Origin of the sequence: Streptomyces sp. NBC_00310 (assembly GCF_036208085.1) — a bacterium.
Lineage (GTDB): Bacteria > Actinomycetota > Actinomycetes > Streptomycetales > Streptomycetaceae > Streptomyces.
On record NZ_CP130714.1, the window covers coordinates 4991809 to 5017041 of the forward strand.

At 70.6% G+C, this 25233-nt stretch carries 16 protein-coding genes; 11 read left to right on the forward strand and 5 right to left on the reverse strand.

Features of this window, described 5'->3' with window-relative positions:
• Positions 1-16 precede the first annotated feature (16 nt).
• Positions 17-871: a helix-turn-helix domain-containing protein gene (locus OG202_RS21850; RefSeq protein ID WP_328223374.1), complete on the forward strand. Its 855-nt coding sequence runs from the start codon at positions 17-19 to the stop codon at positions 869-871.
• Positions 872-892: 21 nt separating this feature from the next.
• On the opposite strand, the gene OG202_RS21855 is transcribed toward OG202_RS21850, so the two are convergent.
• Together OG202_RS21855 and OG202_RS21860 are read right to left on the reverse strand one after the other, a co-directional pair.
• A complete protein-coding gene (locus OG202_RS21855) occupies positions 893-1126 on the reverse strand; it encodes a winged helix-turn-helix domain-containing protein (RefSeq protein ID WP_328224705.1) in 234 nt (77 codons plus the stop codon).
• Positions 1127-1151: 25 nt separating this feature from the next.
• Positions 1152-1412, reverse strand: a complete 261-nt coding sequence (locus tag OG202_RS21860) for a GntR family transcriptional regulator (protein ID WP_327729147.1) — start codon at positions 1410-1412, stop codon at positions 1152-1154.
• Between the two features lie 156 nt (positions 1413-1568).
• Here OG202_RS21860 and OG202_RS21865 point away from each other — a divergent pair, with 156 nt between their 5' ends.
• Positions 1569-1913: a hypothetical protein gene (locus OG202_RS21865; RefSeq protein ID WP_327729146.1), complete on the forward strand. Its 345-nt coding sequence runs from the start codon at positions 1569-1571 to the stop codon at positions 1911-1913.
• A 454-nt stretch (positions 1914-2367) separates the two neighbouring features.
• Here OG202_RS21865 and OG202_RS21870 read toward each other — a convergent pair whose 3' ends face one another.
• Positions 2368-3270, reverse strand: coding sequence for an LLM class F420-dependent oxidoreductase (locus OG202_RS21870; protein WP_328224706.1), 903 nt, complete (start codon positions 3268-3270; stop codon positions 2368-2370).
• A 29-nt stretch (positions 3271-3299) separates the two neighbouring features.
• Positions 3300-4568 (reverse strand): amidohydrolase family protein, encoded by a 1269-nt coding sequence (locus OG202_RS21875; protein WP_327729145.1) that lies wholly within the window; start codon positions 4566-4568, stop codon positions 3300-3302.
• Between the two features lie 378 nt (positions 4569-4946).
• On the opposite strand from OG202_RS21875, the gene OG202_RS21880 reads away from it, so the two are divergent.
• The 3 genes from OG202_RS21880 (at position 4947) to OG202_RS21890 (ending at position 8938) form a co-directional block, all read left to right on the forward strand.
• Complete coding sequence (locus tag OG202_RS21880) at positions 4947-7949, forward strand: AfsR/SARP family transcriptional regulator (protein ID WP_328223375.1); 3003 nt, start codon at positions 4947-4949, stop codon at positions 7947-7949.
• 206 nt (positions 7950-8155) lie between these two features.
• Complete coding sequence (locus OG202_RS21885) at positions 8156-8398, forward strand: sigma-like protein (RefSeq protein ID WP_405894580.1); 243 nt, start codon at positions 8156-8158, stop codon at positions 8396-8398.
• 135 nt (positions 8399-8533) lie between these two features.
• Positions 8534-8938 carry a DUF6247 family protein gene (locus OG202_RS21890; protein WP_328223376.1) on the forward strand — a complete coding sequence of 135 codons (405 nt, stop codon included), beginning with the start codon at positions 8534-8536 and terminating at the stop codon, positions 8936-8938.
• 57 nt (positions 8939-8995) lie between these two features.
• On the opposite strand, the gene OG202_RS21895 is transcribed toward OG202_RS21890, so the two are convergent.
• Positions 8996-10651 (reverse strand): fatty acid--CoA ligase family protein, encoded by a 1656-nt coding sequence (locus tag OG202_RS21895; protein ID WP_328223377.1) that lies wholly within the window; start codon positions 10649-10651, stop codon positions 8996-8998.
• Positions 10652-10824: 173 nt separating this feature from the next.
• Between OG202_RS21895 and OG202_RS21900 the strand changes: the two genes are divergently transcribed.
• The 6 genes from OG202_RS21900 (at position 10825) to OG202_RS21925 (ending at position 25082) form a co-directional block, all read left to right on the forward strand.
• Positions 10825-11973, forward strand: coding sequence for a lipid-transfer protein (locus OG202_RS21900; protein ID WP_327732207.1), 1149 nt, complete (start codon positions 10825-10827; stop codon positions 11971-11973).
• Between the two features lie 38 nt (positions 11974-12011).
• Complete coding sequence (locus OG202_RS21905) at positions 12012-12428, forward strand: Zn-ribbon domain-containing OB-fold protein (RefSeq protein ID WP_327729142.1); 417 nt, start codon at positions 12012-12014, stop codon at positions 12426-12428.
• Positions 12425-13204: an enoyl-CoA hydratase/isomerase family protein gene (locus tag OG202_RS21910; protein ID WP_327729141.1), complete on the forward strand. Its 780-nt coding sequence runs from the start codon at positions 12425-12427 to the stop codon at positions 13202-13204. Before OG202_RS21905 ends, OG202_RS21910 begins: the two co-directional genes overlap by 4 nt.
• A 248-nt stretch (positions 13205-13452) precedes the next feature.
• Positions 13453-17793 (forward strand): LamG domain-containing protein, encoded by a 4341-nt coding sequence (locus tag OG202_RS21915; protein ID WP_328223380.1) that lies wholly within the window; start codon positions 13453-13455, stop codon positions 17791-17793.
• A gap of 132 nt (positions 17794-17925) precedes the next feature.
• On the forward strand, positions 17926-24747 hold the full coding sequence (locus OG202_RS21920; RefSeq protein ID WP_328223381.1) for a polymorphic toxin-type HINT domain-containing protein: 6822 nt from the start codon (positions 17926-17928) through the stop codon (positions 24745-24747).
• Positions 24744-25082 (forward strand): hypothetical protein, encoded by a 339-nt coding sequence (locus OG202_RS21925; protein WP_328223382.1) that lies wholly within the window; start codon positions 24744-24746, stop codon positions 25080-25082. Before OG202_RS21920 ends, OG202_RS21925 begins: the two co-directional genes overlap by 4 nt.
• Positions 25083-25233: the final 151 nt, after the last annotated feature.

Consider the following 25233-nt stretch of genomic DNA (forward strand, 5'->3'; position numbering starts at 1 on the left):
CCCGGTAGGCCCGTTCATGCCCCTCTCCCCGTCGTCATCCGCCCAGGCCGCGCGCGAGGCCGTCGCCCGACGCCTGCGCGACCTCCGGAAGGAGGCGGGACTGACGGTCGTCGAGCTGGCCGACCGGTGCGGCTGGCACCACTCCAAGACGTCCCGCATCGAGAACGCCGTCACCGGTCCCACCGCGAAGGACATCCGCCGCTGGTGCGGGGCGGTCCACGCCGACGAGCAGGCCGACAACCTCATCGTCCAGTCGGTGAACGCCGAGTCGATGTACCGGGAGTGGCGCCATCAGGTCCGTAACGGCCTGAAGCAACTGCAGGAAAGCTCCGCGCAGGTTTTCAACAGCACCGCGCTGTTCCGTGTGTACTCATCCACCCTCGTCCCCGGACTGCTGCAGACGGAAGGTTACGCGGCGGGCATTCTGCGCAGGGCCGCCCATTTCCGTGAACTCCCCTTCGACGACAGTGCCGAGGCGGCCCGGGCCAGGGTCGAACGCTCTCGAGTCATCCACGAACCGGGGTGCCGCTTCGTCCTGCTGGTCGAAGAGTCCGTCCTCCACTGCCAGATCGCCGACGCGGACGCCATGGCCGCGCAACTCGGCTACCTCCTCACGGCCGGAGCCCTGCCGTCGGTGTCGCTCGGCATCATCCCGATGGGCACCCAGGAGCGCGTTCAGTGGCCGCGGGAGACGTTCCACATCTACGACGACGAACTCGTGTCCGTGGAGCTCGTGTCAGCCCGCGTGAGAATCACCCAGCCCGACGAGATCACCCTCTACCTGAAGGCCTTCGAGCAACTGCGGGGCATGGCCGTGTACGGGCCGACCGCTCGCGCTCTGATCCTGAAGGCAATCGAGGCGCTGGGCTGACACAGGTCCAGCAGGACTGGGTCACTTCTCCTGGTCGGCGACGAACGAGCCCTGCCCCAGCAGGGTACGGAGCCTGCCCTCCGCGCGAAGGGAGGCCACAGCCTTCTGCACCGTCGACGCGGCTACGTCGAACTCCGCGGCCAGGTCCACCACAGCGGGAAACCGGCTGCCGGGGGCATACGTGCCGACGTCGATACGGCGGCGGAGCTCGTCCGCGATCCGGGGCCGGACGGGCTTGCCACGGTTGAGGTCGATGAGGCGAGCGTAGAGGCGCCGCGCGTCAGCGGCTGTCGGCCGAGCCCGTAGGCCGCCTGTCCACCACGTACACCCCCATGCCCGTCACCGTCTCCACCAGCCCCTCGTCCTTGAGCACCTTCACGGCCTTGCGCAAGGTGTCACGGGCCACGCCGAACTCGGCTTCCAGCTCGACGAGGCTCGGGATACGGCGGCCGGTCGGGATGCTGCCGTCCTCGATGCGGGCGCGCAGGCTGTCGGCGATCTGACGGTACGGCGGGACTGGCCCTTCCCGGTCAATGGTCATGAGCGCAGACACTAGGTGGCGAGCGTGTACCTGCCATAGCTACCCCAGAGGCTAGACGGGGGTAGTACAGTCCGTTACCCTGCGGGAACGTAAGACCCCGGCGAGGTTGTGGGACCTCCCGGGGCATGGTCACCAGCTGAAAAGGAGCTGAAGACAATGGGCATTATCCACGCGCTCTTGCGGTGCGTTCTGGGCACCTTCGCCCCAGGTACCGGCAGGAGGCGGGCTGGTACGCGCCTCTTCGAGCCAGGCCCCGGACGCGAGTCCGAGGCATCCTCGACGGCCACCGGGCCCCTCCCGGCCCCGCGTTCCCCGTACAGCCTGGACACGGGCACCCCTCTCGACGGCGCCGCCTCCCCCCTCGTCCGCCCCTACCTCGTCGCCGTCGAGCGGGAGCAGGCGCGGCAGTCCCGGCGACGACTCGCGCTGATCCTGGCTGCCGACTTCGGCATCGACCTCGACCGTCACGTCGTCGGCGCCGAGCAGGTGGTGGCGGGTTGAGGCCGCCGGAGACAGACGCGGCGCCGTCGGCCGACTGCGCGCTCGCCGGGCGGCCCGACCACGAGGATCTGCACCGGCGGTGTCGTCGAGCGGCCGACGTACCGCTGACGCCGCCAGGAACCACGGGCCCGCTGCCGATGTCCGCCTGCCCGTGCTCCCGGCACGCCCCCTGCCCGGACGGGACCCGGTGAAGGCTGGGCGGTACCCCGAGAACGGGGCTTCCCGACTGACCATCCGTACCTACCGGATCAGCCCTGACGGCGAGACCGACGGCCGTGCACAGCAGCGCACGGTCACCAGCGAGCACGACACCGAGCGCCTGCCGAAGTCGCACGAGTGGCCCCCGTGCCGCTGCCCCCACTGCCGGGCCGAGCGGGAAACAGAACCCCGGTAGCCGGCCCAGCACCATCAACCGCCTGCCCTTCCACAGCCTCCGGGGAAGGGCGGGCGGCTTCTACAGCAGCGGTCCCACCTCAGCCCCGAACTCCCCCATCTGGTCCGTGAGTTCGTCTCTGCTACGGCTGCGGAACCGCACCTGGATCTGGTCCACCCCCATCGCCCCGTACGCCTGCAGCGACTCCGCGAGGGCCTCGGGGCGGCCGGTGAGGGTGCGGCGGCCGACGTCCCAGTCCGGGTCGCCGACGTACAGGGGCTCGGTGATCGCGCCGACGGCGAGGGGGGCGGTGACCCCGGCCTCCTCCCGTAGCCGCCGCAGCCGGGCGATCTGGGCCGGCAGTCGGTCGCGGGGATCACCCTGGGGCAGCCAGCCGTCGCCGCGGACGGCGGCCCGGCGGACGGCGGCGGGGGATGAGCCGCCGACCCACACCGGGACGCGGTCCTGGGCGGGGCGGGGGCGTTGGCCGAGGCCCTCGAAGTCGTACGACTTGCCGTGGTGGGAGGGGAATTCGTCCGGGCCTAGGGCGGCGCGCAGCGCGTCCACGCACTCGTCCAGGACGGCTCCCCGGCGGTCGAAGTCGACACCGAGCGCCTCGAACTCCTCCCGTACGTGCCCGGCGCCCACGCCGAGGATCAGCCGGCCGCCGGAGAGGTTGTCGAGGGTGGCGTACTGCTTGGCGGTGAGGAGTGGGTGGCGGAGTCCGACGACCGCCACGTGGCTGAGGAGCCGGACGCGCTCCGTCACCCCCGCCAGGTAGGCGAGCGTGGCGACCGGGTCGTACCAGACCGTGCCCATCGCGGGCGCGAGGCGGCGCGGGATGGCCACGTGGTCGCAGGTGGCGACGTACGCGAATCCCGCCCGGTCGGCGGCCCGCGCGATCTCGGCCAGGTCCTTTGGCCCGGCGTCCGCCTCCCAGGGCTCGGCGTAGAGGGTGCTCTGCGACTGGACGGGGAGCTGCATCCCGTAACGGAGCGTCGTGGCCGCCCCGTTCAACGGGCGCTCCCCGGCCCCGCCCACAGCCCCTCCTCCGTCAACCCCAGCAGCTCGATCGCGTTCCGCCGCACGATCCGGTCCACCACGTCCGGATCCAGGTGCCCCATCTGGGTCTCCCCCACCTGCCGCGACTCGGGCCAGGTGGAGTCGGAGTGCGGGTAGTCGGTCTCGTAGAGGACGTTGCCGACGCCGATCGCGTCCAGGTTGCGGAGCCCGAACGCGTCGTCGAAGAAGCAGCCGTAGACGTGGTCGGCGAACAACTCCGACGGCGGGCGGTGGACCTTGTCGGCGACGCCGCCCCAGCCCCGGTTCTCCTCCCAGACGACGTCCGCGCGCTCCAGGATGTAGGGGATCCAGCCGATCTGGCCCTCGGCGTACATGACCCTGAGGTTCGGGAAACGCTCGAACTTGCCGCTCATCAGCCAGTCGACCATCGAGAAGCAGCAGTTGGCGAAGGTGATCGTGGAGCCGACGGCGGGCGGCGCGTCGGCGGAGGTGGACGGCATACGGCTCGACGAGCCGATGTGCATCGCCACGACCGTGCCGGTCTCGTCGCAGGCGGCGAGGAAGGGGTCCCAGTCGTCGGTGTGGACGGACGGCAGCCCGAGGTGCGGGGGTATCTCCGAGAAGGCCACCGCACGGACCCCGCGCGCCGCGTTCCTGCGCACCTCCGCCGCCGCCAGCTCCGCGTCCCAGAGCGGGATGAGGGTGAGCGGGATGAGGCGGCCCCGCGCCTCGGGGCCGCACCACTCCTCCACCATCCAGTCGTTGTACGCCCGGACGCCGAGCAGCCCCAGCTCGTGGTCCGCGGCCTCGGTGAACGTCTGGCCGCAGAAGCGCGGGAAGGTCGGGAAGCAGAGGGCCGACTGGACGTGGTTGACGTCCATGTCCGCGAGACGCTGCGGGACGTCGTACGAGCCGGGGCGCATCTGCTCGTACGTGATGATCTCCAGCTTGATCTCGTCCCTGGAGTAGCCGACGGCGGTGTCGAGGCGGGTCAGCGGGCGGTGCAGGTCCTCGTAGACCCACCAGTCGCCGATCGGGCCGTCGTCGCCGGGGGCGCCCATCACGGGCTTGAAGCGGCCGCCGAGGAACGTCATCTCCTTCAGCGGCGCGCGGACCACGCGGGGCCCTATGTCCAGGTACTTCTTCGGGAGCCGGTCCTGCCAGACGTTCGGGGGCTCCACCGTGTGGTCGTCGACGGAGATGATCTTCGGGAAGGTGGTGGTGGTGGGATCCGTGGCGCTCGTCTCCATGGTGTCCATGTGCGTCACGGTAGCGCTGATCTGACGGTCCGTCAGCAATCTCGTCGGCTCCCCCTCGCCCACCCCTCACCCTCCCCTCGCCCGTCCCTCAACCACCCCGCCGACCGCCATTCGACTGCCACTCGACTGCCATTCGACCGCCATTCGCTCGCTCCTCGGCCGCCCCTCCGGCCTTCTCGTGGGGCACCACCCCCGGTCCGCCCCGCCAGGACACGCCAGGCGCCGGGCGGACATCGGGGAGCGCATCCGCGGGGAGAGCTTGTGTGGACCTGGTGATATCCCGCGTGGCTACCTGTGATCGAGCTCTCGCACGGCTGACGGATCCGCCATGAACAAGGCAAACTGGCTGGGTTGTCAGGGAGGTCCTAGGGGGCGTCGATGGGCGGTGAGCCGGGAGTGCCGGAGATCGGTGTGCCGCGAGTGCCGGAGCAAAGGGTTTCCGTGGACGCTCAGATTCCGGAAGCGGACCCCCGGGCGGCTGCCGAGCTGCGCTTCGGCGTGCTCGGACCCGTGCGGGCCTGGCGCGGCGCGGAACCCCTCGCCACCGGTTCGCCCCAGCAACGCGCCCTGCTGGCCGCGCTGTTGCTGCGCGAGGGCCGCACGGCCACCGCGAGCGAGCTGATCGACGCGCTGTGGGGCGACGATCCGCCGTCGCAGGCACTGGCCGCCGTACGGACGTACGCCTCACGGCTGCGCAAGGTGCTCCCCGGTGTGCTGGTCAGCGAGTCCGGCGGGTACGCGGTCCGCGCACTGTCCGGCGGCGCGCTGGACCTCGCCGAGGCCCAGGAACTGGCGACCGACGCGGAGAAATCCAAGAACTCCGGGGATCTGTGCCATGCCCGCCATCTGCTGAACAAGGCGCTGGGGCTCTGGGACGGCGAGGTCCTGGCGGGCGTTCCGGGGCCGTACGCGGAGACCCAGCGGGCCCGCCTGGAGGAGTGGCGTCTCCAACTGGTCGAAACGCGCCTCGACATGGACCTGGAGCAGGGCTGCCACGCGGAGGCGGTCTCCGAGCTGACCGCCCTCACCGCCGCGCACCCTTTGCGGGAGCGGCTGCGCGAACTGCTGATGCTGGCGCTGTACCGCAGCGGACGGCAGGCGGAGGCCCTCGCGGTGTACGCCGACACGCGCCGCCTGCTCGCCGACGAACTGGGCGTGGATCCCCGCCCGGGGCTGCGGGAGTTGCAGCAGCGCATCCTGCAAGCGGACCCGGGCCTCGCGGAACCCTCCGCGCCCCTGGCCCCCGAGACCGTGGCGACACCCGTCCGCCCCGCCCAACTGCCCGCCACCGTGCCCGACTTCACCGGTCGTTCCGCCTTCGTCAACGACCTGAGCGGGGTCCTCGCGGAGGCGTCCGGCGCCGAGGGCCAGGTGATGGCCGTGTCCGCGCTGGCCGGCATCGGCGGCGTCGGCAAGACGACCCTCGCGGTGCATGTGGCCCACCAGGCCCGGTCGGCCTTCCCGGACGGCCAGCTGTACGTCGACCTCCAGGGCGCCGGGGCCCGCCCCGCCGAGCCCGAGACGGTCCTCGGCTCCTTCCTGCGGGCGCTGGGCACGGCCGACTCCGCGATCCCCGACTCCCTGGAGGAGCGGGCCGCGCTGTACCGGTCGGTCCTGGACGGCCGTCGGGTGCTGGTCCTGCTCGACAACGCGCGGGACGCCGCCCAGGTACGGCCCCTGCTGCCCGGTACGGCGGGCTGCGCGGCCCTCGTCACCGCCCGGGTGCGCATGGTGGACCTGGCCGGGGCCCACCTCGTCGACCTCGACGTGATGTCCCCCGACGAGGCCCTCCAGCTCTTCACGAGGATCGTCGGCGAGGAGCGCGTCGCGGCGGAGCGCAAGGCCGCGCTCGACGTCGTCGCGGCCTGCGGTTTCCTGCCCCTCGCCATCCGCATCGCCGCGTCCCGCCTCGCGGCGCGCAGAACCTGGACGGTCTCCGTCCTCGCCGCCAAACTCGCCGACGAGCGGCGACGGTTGGACGAGCTGCAGGCCGGCGACCTGGCCGTGAAGGCCACCTTCGAGCTCGGCTACGGCCAGCTGGAACCCGCCCAGGCCCGCGCCTTCCGCCTGCTCGGCCTCGCGGACGGCCCGGACATCTCCCTGGCCGCCGCGGCCGCCGTACTGGATCTGCCCCCGGAGGACACCGAGGACGTTCTGGAGATCCTCGTCGACACGTCCCTCCTCGAATCCGCCGCGCCCGGCCGCTACCGCTTCCACGACCTCGTACGTCTCTACGCGCGTGCATGTGCCGAACGGGACGAACAGCCGCCGGGCGAGCGGAGCGCGGCGATGTCGCGGCTGCTGGACTTCTACCTGGCGACGGCGTCCAGGGTGTACGCGATCGAGCGGCCGGGGGACCGGACGATCGCGCATCTGGAGAAGAGCCAGTACGACGGCCGGGAGTTCCCCTCCGCCTCGGAAGCGCTGGACTGGCTGCACGCGGAGGCGGAGCCGCTGCTCGCGTGCGTTCAGCAGTCCCTCGGGGCATCCACCTTGCGACGGGCTGTCGACCTGCTGCTGGCCACCATCGATCTGGCGGAGTCCGGCGCCGGTTCCCGCCGCTACGAGACGACCGCGCTGGCCGCACGTGACGCGGCCGCGGCGCTCAAGGACGCGCGCGCCGAGACCAGGGCGCGCATCACGCTGGCCCAGGTCCTCAGCCAGGCGGGCCGTTTCGACGAGGCGGAGCAGGAGGCCGAGCGCGCCGATCTCGTGAACGGGACGGCCGGCGACCCCTGGACGAGCGGCACCGCCCCCAACCAGCTGGGGATCATCGCCATCTGCACCGCTCGCTTCCCGGACGCCGAGGTCTTCCTGCTCAGGGCCATCGAGGCGTTCCAGGCGGACGGCAACAAGCCCGGCGAGGCCAGCGCGGTGTGCAACCTGTCCCGTTCCCTCGCCTCGATGGGCCGTACCGCCAGGGCTGTCGATCTCGCCCAGCGAGGCGTGGAGATCTACGACGAGCTCGGTCTGTCCGTACGCCTCGCGAACGCGCGCTATGCCTCGGGGACCGTGCTCACGCAGGCGGGTCGGCTCCATGAGGCCCTGGAGCAGCTCGACGCGGCACTGCGGATCTTCACCGAGAACCGTCAGCGGCTCTGGGAGGGTACGACCCATTTCCGGGTGGCCCAGGTCCACCTGGCGGCCCGTCGCCCCGCGCAGGCCGCCCAGCACGCCGAACAGGCGCTGGCGATCGGCTGCATCGGCGGCGACTGGATGAGGGCCAACGCCCTGACCCTGCTGGGCAAGGCGCTGGTGGCCCTCGGGCAGTCGGACCGTGCCCGTGCCTGCTGGCGTGAAGCGCTCACGGCGTACGAGCAGGCCGGCTCGTCCGAGGCAGCCGAGGTGCGTGGCCTGCTCCATCCGGTCGCGGCGGCGTGACACCCCTGGGGCGGGGCGTTCATCGAACGTTTATGGGTGGCTGACAGTCTCAGGCCATCGATCCGTCGCGTCGGGGGGCAGGCGGATCTCGCAGGCCTCATGGCTACCCTGAGGCCGCCTGAAACGCCCGTTCGGCGACCCCCGGGGGAGTCGCCGAACGGGCGCTTCCACCGAGAAGCACCGCTCACTCACGGGGAGTTCCAGCTATGAGCGAAAAGAAGAAGCAGGACCCGGAGATCACCACGATGGACCAGCACGCACCCGCCCCGCCGAGCAAGGACGGAGCGATCACCACGCTGGACCAGCACGCACCCGCCCCGCCGAGCAAGGACGGAGCGATCACCACGCTGGACCAGCACGCACCCGCCCCGCCGAGCAAGGACGGAGCGATCACCACGCTGGACCAGCACGCACCCGCCCCGCCCGCCCTGGACCTGGGCGGCAAGTAGACCTTCCTCCCGACGGGGATCGGCCGCGGTGGCGCGGAGGGGGAGCCACCGCGGCCGAGGTGTGTCCGGGGCCGGCCTGCCCGGGAGCCTCGGCGGGCCCCGGGCAGGAGCCGGCACGATCCAGGGAGGACCAGGATGATCGCAGCGCATGTCGGACCCGGTGCTCCCGTGGCCTCACGGCCGGAGAGGACACCGCCCGCGCTGCGCGCGGCCCTGGAACAGGTGGCCCCGCACCGCCTCGGCGAGATGGAACGGCAGAAGGACGAGGCCATCACCCTGGCGGCCCGCACGGGCAGCCTCGGCCCGATCACCCGGTTCCTCGAAACGTGGGCCGTGGCCATCGAGATCGCCAGAATCCCCGCCACCGCCGCGCGACTGCGCGCCGCCGAACACACCGCACGCACCGTCGACCACGACGACCCCGCCTGGCGCGAGGCCATGGACGAGATCCACGATCTCCACTCGGCCGCCCGGCAGTCACTCGCCCGGCAGTCACTCGCCCGGCAGTCGCTCGACCGGGAGTCGCTCGCCCCCGAGTGACGGGCACAGGCGGGGCCCGGCGCGGCCCTCGGCCCCCACGCCGGCACTCACCACCCCTCAGCTCCCCCGCAGTTCCCCCTTCACCACCTTCCCGCCGGCGTTCCGCGGCAGCTCCCCCACGAACTCCACCGCCCTCGGCACCTTGTAGTTGGCCATCTCGCGCCGGGACCAGGCGATCAGGTCGTCGGCCGTCACCAGGGACCCTCGCCGGCGGACGACGTACGCCTTGCCGACCTCGCCCAGCCGGGCGTCCGGGACTCCGATGACCGCCACGTCCGCGACGTCCGGGTGCAGGCCCAGCAACTGCTCGATCTCGGCGGGGTACGCGTTGAAGCCGCCGACGATGAACATGTCCTTGATGCGGTCGGTGATGCGGAGGTTGCCGTCGTGGTCGAGGACGCCGACGTCGCCGGTGCGGAGCCAGCCGTCGGCGGTGACCGCGCGGGCGGTCTCCGCGGGGTCCTCGAAGTAGCCGCGCATGACGTTGAAGCCGCGGACGAGGACCTCTCCGGGAGAGCCGGGCGGCAGGGCGGACCCCAGGGGGTCGACGACCCGCACCTCCGTCCCCGGGATCGCCCGCCCGGACGTCGACGCGATCACCGACGGCTCGTCGCCGCGCCGGCACATCGTGACGATGCCGGAGGCCTCGGACAGGCCGTACGCCGTCAGGACGGTGTCCACCCGGAGTTCCGCCCGCAGCCGTTCGACCAGGCGCAGCGGCACCACCGCCGCGCCCGTCACCACCAGGCGCAGGGTGCTCAGGTCGTGGTCGTCGCGGGCGGGGTGGTCCAGGAGGGACTGGTGGAGGGTCGGCGGGCCGGGGAGGACCGAGACCCGCTCGGCCGCCACGTTGGCCATCGCCGTCTCCACGTTGAACACCGGCTGCGGGATGATCGTCGCGCCCCGCATGAGGCACGCGATCACGCCCGCCTTGTAGCCGAAGGTGTGGAAGAAGGGGTTCACGACGAGGTAGCGGTCGCCCCGGCGGAGCCCGGCCAGTTCGCTCCACACCTCGTACGCCCGCAGGGTCTGCGCGTGGGTGATCACCGCGCCCTTGGGGCGGCCCGTGGTGCCCGAGGTGAAGATGATGTCGGAGGGGGAGTCACCGGTCAGCGCCTCCGACCTCGCCCGCACCTCCCCCGCCCCGACCCCGTCGCCGCCGGCGAGGAAGTCCTTCCAGGTACGGAAGTCGGCGGGGGCGTCGTCCGACAGCACCACCACCTGCTCCAGGTGCGGGAGTCCGGGCAGCGGACCGGGGGTCTCGCACACGCTCCCGGCCCCCGGCGCCCGCAGTCGGCCGGCGTCCGCCCCCGCCGCCCGCCGCAGCGAGGCCACGTACGAGGTCCCCAGGAACGTCCCGGTGATGAACAGCAGCTTCGCCCGGCTGCGCGCCAGGACGTCCGCCGCCTCGCCGCCCTTGAAGCGGGTGTTCAGCGGGACGAGCACCGCGCCCGCCGAGACCGCGCCGAGCGCGGAGACGATCCAGTCGAGGGAGTTCGGCGCCCAGAGGGCGACGCGGTCGCCGACCTCGACCCCGTTCGCGACGCACGCGGCCGCCGCGCGCTCCACCCGCGCGCCCAGTTCCGCGTACGACACCCGCGTACGGCCGTCGACGACGGCCTCGCCCGCGCCGAACCGTTCGGTCGCGGAGCGGACCAGCCCCGCAACGGTCACCCACTCCACGTCCCCGCGCCCATCCAAGTCACCGCGCACAGCAGGCCTCCGTACCCGAGAACCAGTGTCCCAGCATTAGCTGACTACCCGTCAGATTAGCTGTACCCTGACGGACTGTCAGCAGCCGGCCACTCGGCGGACAGCCCCTGGCTGCCGTCGGCCGGACAGCCCCTGGCCCATGCCCCTGTGCGGAGGTGTGCCCCATGGCTCCCATGGCCGTACTCAAGGACGCGACAGCGATCGTCGGCATCGGCCAGACCCCCTTCGCCAAACAACTACCGGAGACGGAAAGGGCGTTGGCGTGCCGGGCGATCCTGGCCGCCCTCGACGACGCGGGGGTGTCCCCGGACGAGGTCGACGCGCTCGCCTCGTACACGATGGAGGAGACGGACGAGGTCGAGGTCGCCAAGGCGCTCGGCCTCGGGGACCTCACCTTCTTCAGCAAGGTCGGCTACGGCGGCGGCGGTTCCTGTGCCACGGTCGCGCATCTCGCCGCCGCGATCGCCACCGGCCAGGCCACGGTCGGCGTCGCCTGGCGGTCCCGGAAGCGCGGCTCGGGCCCCCGGCCGTGGAAGAACACCGCGGTCCAACTCCCCACCCCGGCCCAGTGGACCCGCCCCTACGGCCTGCTCCGCCCGGCCGACGAGATAGCCATGCTCGCGCGCCGCCACATGCACGAGTACGGCACCACCCGCGACCACCTCTTCAACGTGGCCCTGGCCTGCCGCAACAGGGCGAACCAGAATCCCGCCGCGATCATGTACGAGCGCCCGCTGACCCGCGAGATGTACATGAACTCCCGATGGATCAGCGAGCCCCTCTGCCTCTTCGACAACTGCCTGGAGACGGACGGGGCGTTGGCGTGCGTCCTCGTCTCCGCCGAGCGCGCCCGCGACTGCCGCCGGACCCCCGTCTACGTCCACTCCGCCGCCCAGGGCCTGCCCGCCCAGCACCACGGCATGGTCAACTACTGGAACGACGACCCGCTGACCGGCCCCGCCTGGACCGCCGCCCGGCACCTGTGGAAACACGCGGACATCGCCCCGGACGACATCGACGTCGCCCAGATCTACGACGCCTTCACCGCCCTCATCCCCCTCTCCCTGGAGGGCTACGGCTTCTGCGCCCGCGGCGAGGGCGGTTCCTTCACCGAGGGCGGCGCCCTGGAGATCGGCGGCCGGCTACCCCTCAACACCTCCGGGGGCGGCCTCAGCGAGGCCTACGTCCACGGCTTCAACCTGATCACCGAGGGCGTACGGCAGCTGCGCGGCACGAGCACCGCCCAGGTGCCGGGCGCGGCGACCTGCCTGGTGACGGCGGGCGAGGGGGTCCCGACCTCGGCGCTCCTGCTCCGCAACTGAACATCGCCACAACGACACTACGAAGAAGGGGAGTTGAGATGCTCGCACCGGTGGTGGACGACGACGGCGCCCCCTTCTGGGAGTACGCCGCCCGAGGCGAACTGCGGATCCAGGCCTGCGCCGACTGCGGCGAACTCCGCTTCCCGCCCCGCCCCTGCTGCCCGCACTGCCGCTCGTTCGCGGCCGAGTGGCGCCGGGTGACCGGTCGCGGCCGCGTCTGGTCCTACGTCCGCCCCCACCCGCCCCTCCTCCCCGACTACGCCGAACAGGCCCCGTACCACGTCGTCCTCGTCGAACTGACCGACGCCCCCCGCATCCGCCTCGTCGGCAACCTGGTGACCGAGCCGGGCGCCCGCCTCGACTCCGTCCCCGTCGAACGCCTCCGGATCGGCGCACGGGTCCAGGTGGTCTTCACCGCCGCCGGCCTCCCTCAATGGGTACTGGAGCGACCGTGACCCTGCGCACGACGACGGACAAGGACACGGGCGTAGCGCTCCTGACCCTGGACCGCCCGGAGAAGCTGAACGCCCTGGACCTGGCCACGGCCGAACAACTCACGTCTGTTTGGCAGGAGTTGCGATTCGACGACACCGTACGGGCCGTCGTCGTGACGGGCGCCGGCGACCGCGCCTTCTGTACGGGCCTGGACAGGGACGCGGCAGCCGCCGTACCGCAGCCGAACTCCCCGTACACGATCGAGGATCCCCTCCTCAGGGTCGGCCCCAAGTCGAACGACCTGTGGAAGCCGGTGATCGCGGCCGTGAACGGCATGGCCTGCGGCGGGGCCTTCTACCTGCTGGGCGAGGCGGAGTTCGTCGTCGCCGACTCCTCCGCCACCTTCTTCGACCCCCACACCACCTACGGCATGGTCAGCGCCTTCGAGTCCGTCCTCATGGCGCAGCGGATGCCGTACGGGGAGGCCGCGCGGATGGCGTTGATGGGCACCGCCGAGCGGATGTCGGCGCGCCGGGCCTACGAGGTGGGGCTGGTGTCGGAGGTGACGGAACCCGGCGAGGCGGTCGCCGCCGCCGTTCGGTGCGCCGAGGTGATCGCCGGGTATCCGCCGGAGGCCGTCCAGGGCACGGTCCGGGCCTGCTGGTCCGCCCGGGAAGCGGCACGGGCGCACGCTCTCGCGTACGCCCCGCACCTGATCTCGCTGGGCAACCAACCGGCGCGATCCCAGGGGAAGTTGTTCGCCGCGCGGCGGCCGGGCGGGTTCCGGACGCGATGAGGGGGAGACGTGTTCAATCGTGGACATTTCGCGAAGCAAACGTGAAGTGTTTCACTCTTCGACTTCGCCTGCTTGAAGCGGCTCACGCGTTTTGCCCCCATGTGAGTCTCTGGTAAGTGGCTGGAGATGTACGTATGTTGCGACCTGATCGATTGATCACTCATATCCAGTCATAGCTCAACACCGCTTGGCGGGGGACACCACATATGAATACGCACGGGGGAAGACGTCGGCTCCGCAGAGCCGGCGTGGTGCTTTCCGCAGCCTTGATGCTGGCGGCGAGCACATCCGAGGGCGCGATGGCAGTGGCCGGCGGGAGTGCCGGCACCTCGGCCGTCGACGCCACCGAGGCCGTCAAGACCGCCGCATCGGGCGGAACGGCGGAAGAGGCCGGAGAAGGCGGAGCGGGCGAGGACACCGCGGCCCTGACCAAGGCCGCGCGCACGGGCAAGCTGGTGGAGATCGCCTCACTGCGCGGTGAGAGCAGCGAGGTGTACGCCACCCCGGAGGGGCACCTGGAGGCCCGGGAGCATCTGCGTCCGGTGCGGACGCGCGTAGACGGCGAGTGGCGGAACATCGACACCACGCTGGCGCGCGGCGCGAACGGAGCGGTCGCGCCCAAGGCCACCACCGTCGGCCTGACGTTCTCGGGCGGGGGTTCCGACCCGCTGGTGCGGATGACCAAGAACGGCCGGGAACTGGCGTTGTCCTGGCCCGAGAAGCTGCCCGCTCCCGAGCTGAGCGGGAACACCGTCACCTACCCGGACGTGCTGCCCGACGTGGATCTGCGGATGACGGCGCAGCAGGACGGCTTCACCCAGCTTCTGGTCGTCAAGTCGGCCGAGGCCGCGGCGAGCACGGAGCTGAACGAACTCCGCCTGAAACTGGACGCCGACGGCATGCGGGTCGAGGAGACGGAGGACGGCGGCCTCGCGGCGATCGACGAGGGCGCCGGAAGCGCGGTCTTCGAAGCCCCTCGCCCGGTGATGTGGGACTCCAGCGACAAGGCGCCCGCCACCACGGAACAGTCCTCGACACAGTCTGCCGACGAGGCCGCCTCGAAGGCGTCGTCGGTCTCCGCACCGCGCTCCACCACCGCGTCCGTCACGACGACCGCCGTCACCGCGGCCGACGACGGTGGGGACAACCCCGAGGCCGTCGCCGCCGAGTCCGCGAACGTGGCCCCGGTCGGTGTGGACGTCCCCGCCGCGCAGGACGCGTTGGTGCTGACGCCCGACAGGGACGTGCTCCGGGGCAAGGACACGGTGTACCCCGTCTTCATCGACCCCCAGTTCTACTCCCCGAAGGCCTCCGCGTGGACGATGGCCTCCGAGTACTGGGCGTCGTCGCCGCAGTGGAAGTTCAACGGCGAGTCGGACGCGGGCCTCGGGTACTGCAACTGGGCCTACTGCGCCCCGCACGACACCAAGCGGCTCTTCTACCGCATCCCGACCTCCAAGTTCGCGGGCCGGACCGTGCTGGAGGCCGAGTTCGTGGTCCGCAACACCTGGTCGGCGTCCTGCTCCGACCGGAGTGTGGAGCTGTGGCGCACCAAGGACATCTCCTCGTCGACGACCTGGAACTCCCAGAAAGCGTCCGGCTTCTGGATCGACCACCTCAAGACGGAGTCCTTCGCCTACGGGTTCACGGGCTGTGCCGCGAAGGACGCCGAGTTCAACGTGAAGTCCGCGATCCAGCTGGCGGCGGACAAGAAGTGGTCGACGATGACCTTCGGCATGAAGGCGGCGAGCGAGTCCGACGCCTACGGCTGGAAGCGGTTCTCGGACGACGCCTTCCTGCGGGTGCAGTACAACCGGCCGCCGCCGCAGGTGAAGATGTCGCAGCTGGTCATGGAGTACGGCGGTTCGTGCAAGAAGCCCGAGAACGCGCCGCGCGTCCGCACCCTGGGGACGATCCGCGCGAACGACATCACCGACCCCGACGGCGACGCCGTCAAGGTGGAGTTCCGGGCGAGCTGGGACACCGGGGACGGCAAGGGCTCGGTCACCCGCTGGAAGTCGGGGCTGACGAAGGCGAAGGCGTCCGGCTCGGACTTCGTGATCAACCTGCCGTCCTCCATCCCCGCCAACAAGACGGTCAACTGGTACGTCCAGTCCTTCGACGGGGCCCAGTACTCACCGTGGTCGTACACGGGTGACGCGACCTCCTGCTACTTCGTGTACGACACGAGCGTGCCGAAGGCACCGAGCATCTCCTCCGCCATCTACCCGGCCTCCGATCCGGAGGACCCCGAGGACCCCTGGCACGACGGAGTGGGCCAGTACGGCAACTTCGTGATCACCGGGGCCGTCTCCGACGTGACGAAGTACTGGTACGGCGTCAACGGCGACCCGGTGTCCGCCAACACGGTCACCACCTCGGGCGGAGCCGCCAGGACCGTCCCCGTACTGCCGCTCAAGCCGGGCCTGAACACCTTCACCGCGCGGTCCTTCGACGCCGCCGGCAACGGCTCCGAGATCCGCACCTACCAGTTCCGCGTCAAGGCGGGGCAGCTCGAACGCGCGGGCTGGTCGATGGACGAGGCGGCCGGCGCCACCCAGGCGGCGGGCAGCGCACCCCAGCAGACCGCGACCCTGCACGGCGGCCCGACGCCGGACGTGGAAGGCAAGATCGGCAAGGCGGTGCGGTTCGACGGTGTCGACGACTACGCCGTCACCGATGTCGCCACCATCAACACCGACGTGAGCTTCTCGGTGTCGGCGTGGGTGAAGCTGTCGGCGATGCCGTCCGACGCGGCGGTCGTCGCCTCCCAGCGGGGCAACAACGCGCCGGGCTTCGAGCTGTACTACTCCAAGGGGTTCGACCGCTGGGTGTTCAACCAGTACAGCTCCGACAGCACCAGCGGCACTCCCGTCCGGGCCATGCAGGCCGCCGCCGGCGGGGTCAGGGCCGGCGAGTGGACGCATCTGGTCGGCATGTACGCCGCCGGTGAGCAGCAGCTGAAACTGTTCGTCAACGGCACGCTGGCCGGGACCACCGCCTACAGCACGGGGTGGAACGCGCGGCGCGGCATGGTGATCGGCGCCAACGTCCTCAGCGGCACGCCGACAGCGCCGTTCCCCGGCGCCATCGACGAGGTGAAGACCTACGAGAAGCCGCTGTCGGCGGCCGAGGTGTCGACCCTCTACAGCTCGGACTCGATCGGCGCCGGACGTCCGGCCCGCGCGGTCTTCCACATGGACGACGCCGCCGACGCCACCGCGCTGACCGGCCGGGCCGATGTGAACCCCGCGGTCCTCAAGGGCGGCGCCACGGCAGGCGCCGCAGGGGTCGACGGCAACGCCCTGACCCTGGACGGCACCGACGACTACGCCGTCACCAGCGGCCCGCACATCAACACCTCGTACAGCTACGCCGTCTCGGCCTGGGTGAAACTGCCGAAGACCAAGCCGACCCACGCCGCCACGGTCGCCTCGCAGATCGGCACCACGGTGACGGGTCCGGAGCTCTACTACTCCAGTACCTACGACCGCTGGATCTTCAACCAGCACAGCGCCGACACCGCCGACTCCACGGTGGTGAGGGCCATGCAGCCCACGGGAACCACCGCGTACGGCGGTGAGTGGACGCATCTGGTCGGCGTGCAGGACACCGTGGCCGACAAGCTCTCGTTGTACGTCAACGGGACCCTGGCCGGCACCACGGCCACGACCTCCACCTGGTACGCCGGGGGCGCGGTGCAGATCGGCGCCAGCGCGTTCGAACGTACGCCGACCTCGTTCTTCCCCGGCCAGATCGACGACGTACGGCTCTTCGACCGGCCGGTGTCCGCCGGTGAGGTGCAGCAGCTGTTCAAGCAGCGCGCGGTGGTCAAGGGCCGCTGGAAGTTCGAGACGGCCACCGGCACTCCGTCGCTGTCGCCCGACGCCTCGGCCTCCGGTAACGCCATGACCCTCTACAACGGCGCCCAGACGGGCTCGGGCTGGGTCGACGGTGCCGTCGTCCTCGACGGCACCAACGACTACGCGGCGGCCTCCGTGGTCCCGGTCGACACCGCCGCCAGCTTCACCGTCAGTGCCTACGTCCAGGCGGCCGCGACACCGACGAGCCCGGTCACCGTCGTCAGCGCTCCAGGAGCCAAGAAGAGCGCGTTCGCGGTGCGCTACGAGCCCAGCGCCACCCCGGCCACCGATCCGGGCCGCTGGCGGATCGCCACGGCCGATTCCGACAGCGACTCCGCCGCCGTGTCCGACGTCGGCAACGGCATGTTCTACAGCCCCACCGACTGGAACCATCTGGCACTCGTCTACGACGGGTTCTCCAAGGAGGTCCGCCTCTACGTCAACGGCGAACTCCAGGAGACCGCCTGCGCCGACGCCGACGAGGACGGGGCGCAGGACGACGCGAGCTGCGCCGACACCGTCTCGTGGGCCGACGACGTGCTGACCTACAAGGCCGCGAAGACGCTGCAGCTCGGCCGGGACACGACGGGCACCACGTCCGGCCAGTACTTCCCCGGTTCGCTCTCCGACGTCTGGGTCTTCCAGGGCGCGCTGACCGAGACCCAGATCGATCACCTCGCCGTCGGCATGCCGGGCGTGGACACCGCCGTTCCCAGCGGCGGCTGACCGGCTCGGCCAGGGGGCCGGGGCGCGCCGCCGCACGCGGTGGCCCCGGCCCCCTGTCGCCGATCGCCTCACTCCGCCGTGCGCGGCTGCACGCTGCCCGCGGAGTACTCAACGGGAGGAAAACGAGTAGCGATGAAGTCCAGACCACCCAGGAGAACAGGCCGGCCGTGGCGCCTGCTGGCCATGGCCTCGGCCGCCGTGCTGACCGGGACACTGATACAGGCGTCGAGCCTGCCCGCCGTCGCCCAGGGCTGGCGCAAGCCCGCGCTGCCGCAGGCCGAGGACCCGGTCGCCGGCGGCCCGGCGGGCAAAGCCGTACCCCGCAAGGTCACCAAGGGCCCCCGCACACCCGCCGAGGACCCGGCCACCACCTGGCCCAAGGCGACCACCGCGACGGTGACCCTGCGCCAGGAGAAGACCCGGGTCAAGGGACTCCCCCTCACCCTGGACACCCGCGTCAAGAAGTCCGCCGACGCGGCCGACGGCACCTACACCGTGCGCACCCTGTCCAGGACAGCCGCCCGCAAGACCGGCGTCGACGGCCCCGTCTTCACCCTGACACCCCGCCAGAACAGCACCCCGCGCGGCGGCAAGGTCCGCGCCGGACTCGACTACTCCTCCTTCGCCGGCCTCTACGGCGGCAACTACGCCTCCCGCCTGACCTTCGTCCGCCTCCCCGCCTGCGCCCTGACGACACCGCAGAAGGCGAAGTGCCGTACGACGCAGCCGGTGGAGACCGTCAACGACACCGACAAGCAGACGCTGACCACGTCCGACGTGGCCCTCAGCTCGGGCGGTCCCACCGTGTTCGCCGCCGTGGCGGACACCAAGAGCGTCGGCAGCGACTACAAGGCGAGCCCGCTCTCCCCCTCGGCGACCTGGGCCACCAACCTCAACACCGGTGCCTTCTCCTGGTCGTACGACATGGCGGTACCCGATGTGCCCGGCGGTCTGAAGCCCAACGTCGGGATGACGTACTCCTCCGCCTCCATCGACGGGCGGACGGGGAACACCAACAACCAGTCCTCGTGGCTCGGCGACGGCTTCGACCTGTGGCCCGGCTACATCGAGCGCCGTTACAAGCCATGCGACGACGACGGGGTGGAGAACGCGGACGGCGGCAAGCCGGGCGACCTGTGCTGGGCCTACGACAACGCCTTCCTCACCTTCAACGGCAAGGCCGGTGAACTCGTCCCGGACGGCACCGACTCCTGGAAACTGAAGAACGACGACGGCACGAAGGTCGCCCGGATCAACGGATCCAGCGACAACGTGCGCGGCAACGGCGCCCGCAACGACGAGTACTGGCGGGTCACCGCCCCGGACGGCACCCGCTACTACTTCGGGTACAACCGCCTGCCGGGGTGGTCGGACGGCAAGGAGACCACCGACTCCGCCTGGACGGTCCCCGTCTTCGGCGACGACTCCGGGGAGCCCTGCCACGCCTCCACGTTCGCGTCGTCCTGGTGCCAGCAGGGCTGGCGCTGGAACCTGGACTACGTCGTCGACGCGCGCGGCAACGCCATCGCCTACTACTACGACAAGGAGACCAACTCCTACGGCCGCAACCTGAAGGCCGAGGACGACACCCGCTACGTCCGCGGCGGCACGCTCGACCGCATCGAGTACGGGCTGAAGTCCGCCTCGATGTACAGCGTGAAGGCACTGGCCAAGGCGAACTTCACCAACGGCGAGCGCTGTATCCCGGACGCGCAGACCGACTGCGACTCCATCGCCAACGACGCCGCGTACTGGTACGACACGCCCTGGGACCTGAACTGCGACGCGGGCACGGACTGTGACGAGGGCCGGTTCTCACCGGCGTACTTCACCCGCAAGCGGCTCACCCAGGTCTCCACGCAGGTGTACGACGGCAGCGCCTACAAGGACGTCGACTCCTGGAAGCTGACCCACCGCTGGGGCATGGCCGACACCGACTACCAGCTGCTGCTCGACTCCGTCCAGCGCACCGGTCACACCGCCACCCCGGCGGTCACCCTGCCGAAGACCACCTTCGCCTACACCCAGCTCGCCAACCGGCTCGACAGGACCGGCGACGGCTACGCCCCCTTCATCAAGGCCCGGCTGTCCACGATCGCCGACGAGTCCGGCGGCCAGACCGACGTCAACTACTCTGCACCGGTCTGTGACTCCGCCGCGCTGCCGACCCCGCAGACCAACACGACCCGCTGCTTCCCGCAGTACATCGGCGGCAGTTCGACCGACGATCCCGAGCTGCAGTGGTTCAACAAGTACGTGGTCACCTCCGTCACCGCGACCGACCGCACGGGCGGCTCCCCCGACCAGGTCGTCACCTACGACTACAAGGACGGCGCGGCCTGGCACTACGACGATGACGACGGGCTGACCAAGGAGAAGCACAAGACCTGGTCCCAGTGGCGCGGTTACGGCCACGTCCGTGTGCAGACCGGTGGCCAGGGCGGCGCCCCGGCGATGCGGACGCAGGAGGACACGTACTTCCTGCGCGGCATGGACGGCGACCGCAAGGACACCTCCGGCGGCACCAAGTCCGTGAGCGTCACCCTGGGAGACGGCGAGGGCGACCCGATCACCGACCACGAGGCGGCGGCCGGCTTCGCCTACAAGACCGTGGCCTTCTCGGGGCCGGGCGGCAAGGCCCTGTCCAAGACGGTCAACCGCCCCTGGCGCCACGAGACGGCGAAGAAGACCCGCGACTGGGGCACGGTGACGGCCAACCTCACCGGCACCGCCCACTCCAGGACCTGGACCTCGCTGGACGACAGTGCGGGCGCGGCCTGGCGGATCACCTCCCTCGCCAACACCCACGACACCGTGGCGGGACGCGTCACGCAGGTCGACGACCACGGCGACAACGCCACGTCCACCGACAACAGGTGCACCACCACCGCCTACGCCACCAACACCACCGACAACATCCTGACCTTCGCCTCCCGCGTGGAGACGGTCGCCAAGACCTGTGGCTCGACGGTCAGCCGTCCCGCCGACGTGATCTCCGACGTGCGCTCCGCCTATGACGGCGGTGCCTACGGCACGGCCCCCACGAAGGGCGACCTGACCGCGAACGCGGTACTGAAGAAGTACGACGGCACCACCGCCGTGTACCTGGAGTCCGGCGCCACCTTCGACTCCTACGCCCGTACGCTGACCAGCACCGACCTGACCGCCGACGTGCGGGTCACCGCCGCCGGCGTGCTCACCCGGACGGCACGCGGCGACAGCCGTACGACCACCACCGCCTACACACCGGCCACGGGGTTCGCCACCAGCACGAAGGTGACCTCGCCCCCGGCCACGGCGGGTGACGCGGCCACGGCGCACTCCTCGACGACCACGTACGACATCCTCCGCGGCCAGCCGGTAGCCCAGACCGACACCAACACCAAGGTCACCAGCCTCACCTACGACGCGCTGGGCCGCTCGTCCAAGGTGTGGCTGGCCGACCGGACCACCGGCCAGACCCCGAACTTCGAGTTCACGTACACCATCGCCGAGGGCAAGCCGGCCGCGGTCGGCACCCGGACGCTCGGCAACGACGGGGCGCAGCGCACCTCCTACACCCTGCACGACGGCTTCCTCCGGCCGCGCCAGACCCAGGAGCCCGGCCCGGACGGCGGCAGCCTGCTGGCCGACACCTTCTACGACGAACGCGGCCTGGTCACCAAGGAGTTCGCGAGCTACTACGCGCAAGTCGCGCCGTCCACCACCCTGTTCAAGCCCGAGGACGCCCTGAGCGTCGAGACGCAGAACCGGTACACCTACGACGGTCTGGGCCGGCGGACCGAGACGAAGCAGATCGCCGGAAACGGCGACGGCGGCGCGGTCCTGTCCACGACGAAGACCCTCTACGGCGGTGACCGCACCACGGTCGTCCCGCCCGTCGGCGACGTCGCCACCACCAAGCTCACCGACGCCCGGGGCCAGACCACCGAGCTGCGCCGGCACCACACGCGCAGCGCGACCGCCGCGTACGACACCACCAAGTACGGCTACACGGCGGGCGGGAAGCTGGAGAAGGTCACCGACCCCGCGGGCAACTCCTGGGAGTACCAGTACGACCTGCTGGGCCGGCAGACCAAGTCCGTCGACCCGGACAGGGGAACCACCGTCAGCGAGTACGACGACCGGGGCCGGCTCACCACGACCGACGACGCCCGTCCCAACGCGGAGTTCCCCGCGCTCTGGTACGGCTACGACAACCTCGGCCGCCGCACCGAGATCAGGGAGGGGTCGTCGGGCGGCAGCCTGCGCGCCAAGTGGGTGTACGACACGGTCAGCGGCGCCAAGGGCCACCTCGCGGAGTCCATCCGCTACAGCGGCGGCAACGCCTACAGCTCCAAGGTCGTCGCCTACGACCGGCTGTACCGCCCGCTGCGCACCTCCGTCACCGTCCCGTCCTCCGAGGGCGCCCTGGCGGGGACCTACCTCTCGGCGACCACGTACAACGCGTCGGGCACGGTGCAGGGCGCCGGCTACCCGAAGGCCGGCTCCCTGCCGGCGGCGACGGTGGCCTTCACCTATGAGGACGACACCCTGCGCCTGACCGGCGTCGACGGCAGTCAGGGGTTGAAGTCCACCACGAGCTACAGCCTCACCGGCAAGCCGCTGCAGTACGAACTGTCCCACAGCGGTGCCAAGAAGACCTGGTCCACCAACACCTACGAGTGGGGCACCCAGCGCCTGGCCACCTCCCGCGTGGACCGCGAGAACGTCGCGGGCGTCGACCAGCACAACACCTACCGCTACGACGAGGCGGGCAACGTGCTGTCCGTGTCGGACGTCTCCCGCTCCGGCACCGACACCCAGTGCTTCACCTACGACCACCTGCGCCGCCTGACCGAGGCATGGACCCAGCCCGCCACCGGCTGCGCCACCGCGCCCGGCGCCGGTGTCCTCGGCGGCCCGGCCCCGTACTGGCACTCCTACACCTACGACAAGGTGGGCAACCGGCAGAACGAGACGATCCACGACACCGCCGGCGACACGGCCAAGGACACCAGGAGGGCGTACGACTACCCGGACGCGGGCACCGCGCAGCCGCACACCCTGACCTCGGTCACCACGACCGACGCGACGGGTGCGGCGGAGGACAGCTACGGCTACGACGAGACCGGCAACACCGAGACCCGCACGCTGAACGGTGACACCCAGACCCTCGCCTGGGACGCCGAGGGCCACCTCGCCAAGGTGACCGAACCGGTCCAGGGCGGCAGCGACAAGGTCACCGAGTACCTCTACGACACCGACGGCAACCGCCTGATCGGCCGCACCCCCACCGAGACCACCCTCTACCTCGGCACCACCGAGATCAGCCTGGCCAAGGGCTCCACCACGGCCAGGGCCACCCGCTACTTCGACCTCGGCGGCGGCCACCAGGGCGTCCAGAAGGACGACGGCAGCGTCTCGATCACCCTCGCCGACCACCACGGCACGTCCCAGCTGGCCGTCGACGCGGCCAACCAGCAGCTCACGCAGCGCCGCACCCTGCCCTTCGGCGGCACCCGCGGCACCGAGCCGGCGAACTGGCCGGGCACCAAGGGCTTCGTCGGCGGCACCGACGACACCAAGGCCACCGGTCTGACCCACATCGGGGCCCGCGAGTACGACCCGGAGACCGGCCGCTTCCTCAGCGTCGACCCGGTCATGGACGTGTCCGACGCGCAGCAGATGCACGGCTACACGTACAGCAACAACAACCCGCTCACGTTCTCCGACCCGACCGGTCTGTGGTGCGACAGCTGCAACGACGGCAAGGGCTGGCCGACCTCGGACGGGTACGAGGGCGCGTCCAAGACCACCAAGAAGTCCACGTCCAAGAGCACGACGAAGAGCAACGACGACAGCGTGTGGATCTCCCAGCACGCGCCGGCCTCGACCGATACGGACCAGCTCGATGCCTGGTTCTCGGAGTATTCACCCAGCGGCCGAGCGCCGGACGGTGACTACTGGAACACGCCGGTCTACGAGGACGACGGCAGCGTCGGCCAGGCCTGTTTCGGCCGGCTGGCATGCCTGGAGGCCAACAACTTCCTGACCCGGGCCACCCGCGGCGGCCACAGGCTCACCGACGCCGACTACACCAAGGCCAAGCGCATCGCCGCGACCTACTGCCTCGACAACGCCTCCAAGTGCGTCGACGACGCGGAGGCGTGGGAGCGCGGCAAGGTCATCGAGAGCCTGATCGCCATGGCGGTCGGGGGCGGCAAGGGCGGAAGAGTCTCCAAGTCACTGCGCGGCTGCAAGTGCTTCCTGGCCGGCACCGACGTCCTCATGGCCGACGGCACCACCAAGGACATCGAGGACATCGAGCTCGGCGACGAGGTCATGGCCACCGATCCCGAGACCGGCGCGTCCGGTCCCCGGAGGGTGACCCGCCTGATCGGCACCGAGGACGACAAGCACTTCAACGAGCTGTCGATCGCCACGGAGAACGGCATCGACGAGCTCACGGCGACGCACGAGCACCCGTTCTGGTCCCCGTCCGAGCGGGACTGGATCGAGGCGGGCGACCTCGCCGCGGGCATGACCCTGCTCACCGAAGCCGGCGACACGGTCATCGTGACGGGCAACCGCTCCTTCACGAAGCGGGCCCGGACGTACAACCTCACGGTGGCCGGCCTGCATACCTACTATGTGCTGGCGGGAGAGACGCCGGTCCTCGTCCACAACGCCAGTCCGTGTGATCCGCCTCTGCAGTCGCTGCATCCCGACAGTTCACTCGACAAGAGTTCGCTGAATTTCTGGCACAAGCAGGACACCGACGACATCGTCCACTCGTTGAGGCCGGGAGCGCACGAGCCACTGATAGTGAAGCCGGACGGAACCATCATGAACGGCAACACCAGGGTCTCGGTTCTGAGGTCACGTGGGTACGACGTCGATTCACTGCCGCGCGAGTCCTACGGTGGTCGTCGACCGACCACGGACGAAGAATTCTGGGATATGGACCAATGAGCATTCGAGACCAAGTTCTGGCGATCCTGAACTCGCCCTCCAAGGAGGCGTTCCTGCTGGCCATGGGCCACCGGCTCGGGATCTCGGCACGTGATGCCTTCGCCGGGGACATTCAACGGGGGATGCGGCAGGCTCAGGCCTGCAACGAGATGATGATCGCCCTTTGGTCCCAGGTACGGGCGATGAAGGATGAAGGGACGCATGGCTACCCGGATTCCGATTTCCTCTCCGTCCTGCTGGGAAAGGCCGACGCAGGTGACGCCCGGCCACATCTTCGCCACGCGATCGAGAGCGCCCTCTTTTCGGTGGGCGAAAAGGGGACGCCCGAGCCGTGAGTGACAGGCTCACAGCGCGAACCGGACAGAACATCTGAGGCGGCACGGGAGCCCCGTCGGAAGAGAATTTCGACGGGGCTCTTGTGGCCTCCGGCTCGCCGTCCGGACTTCTCCAGCGCTCCAGACCGTAATCCTCAGAACAGGGAACGAA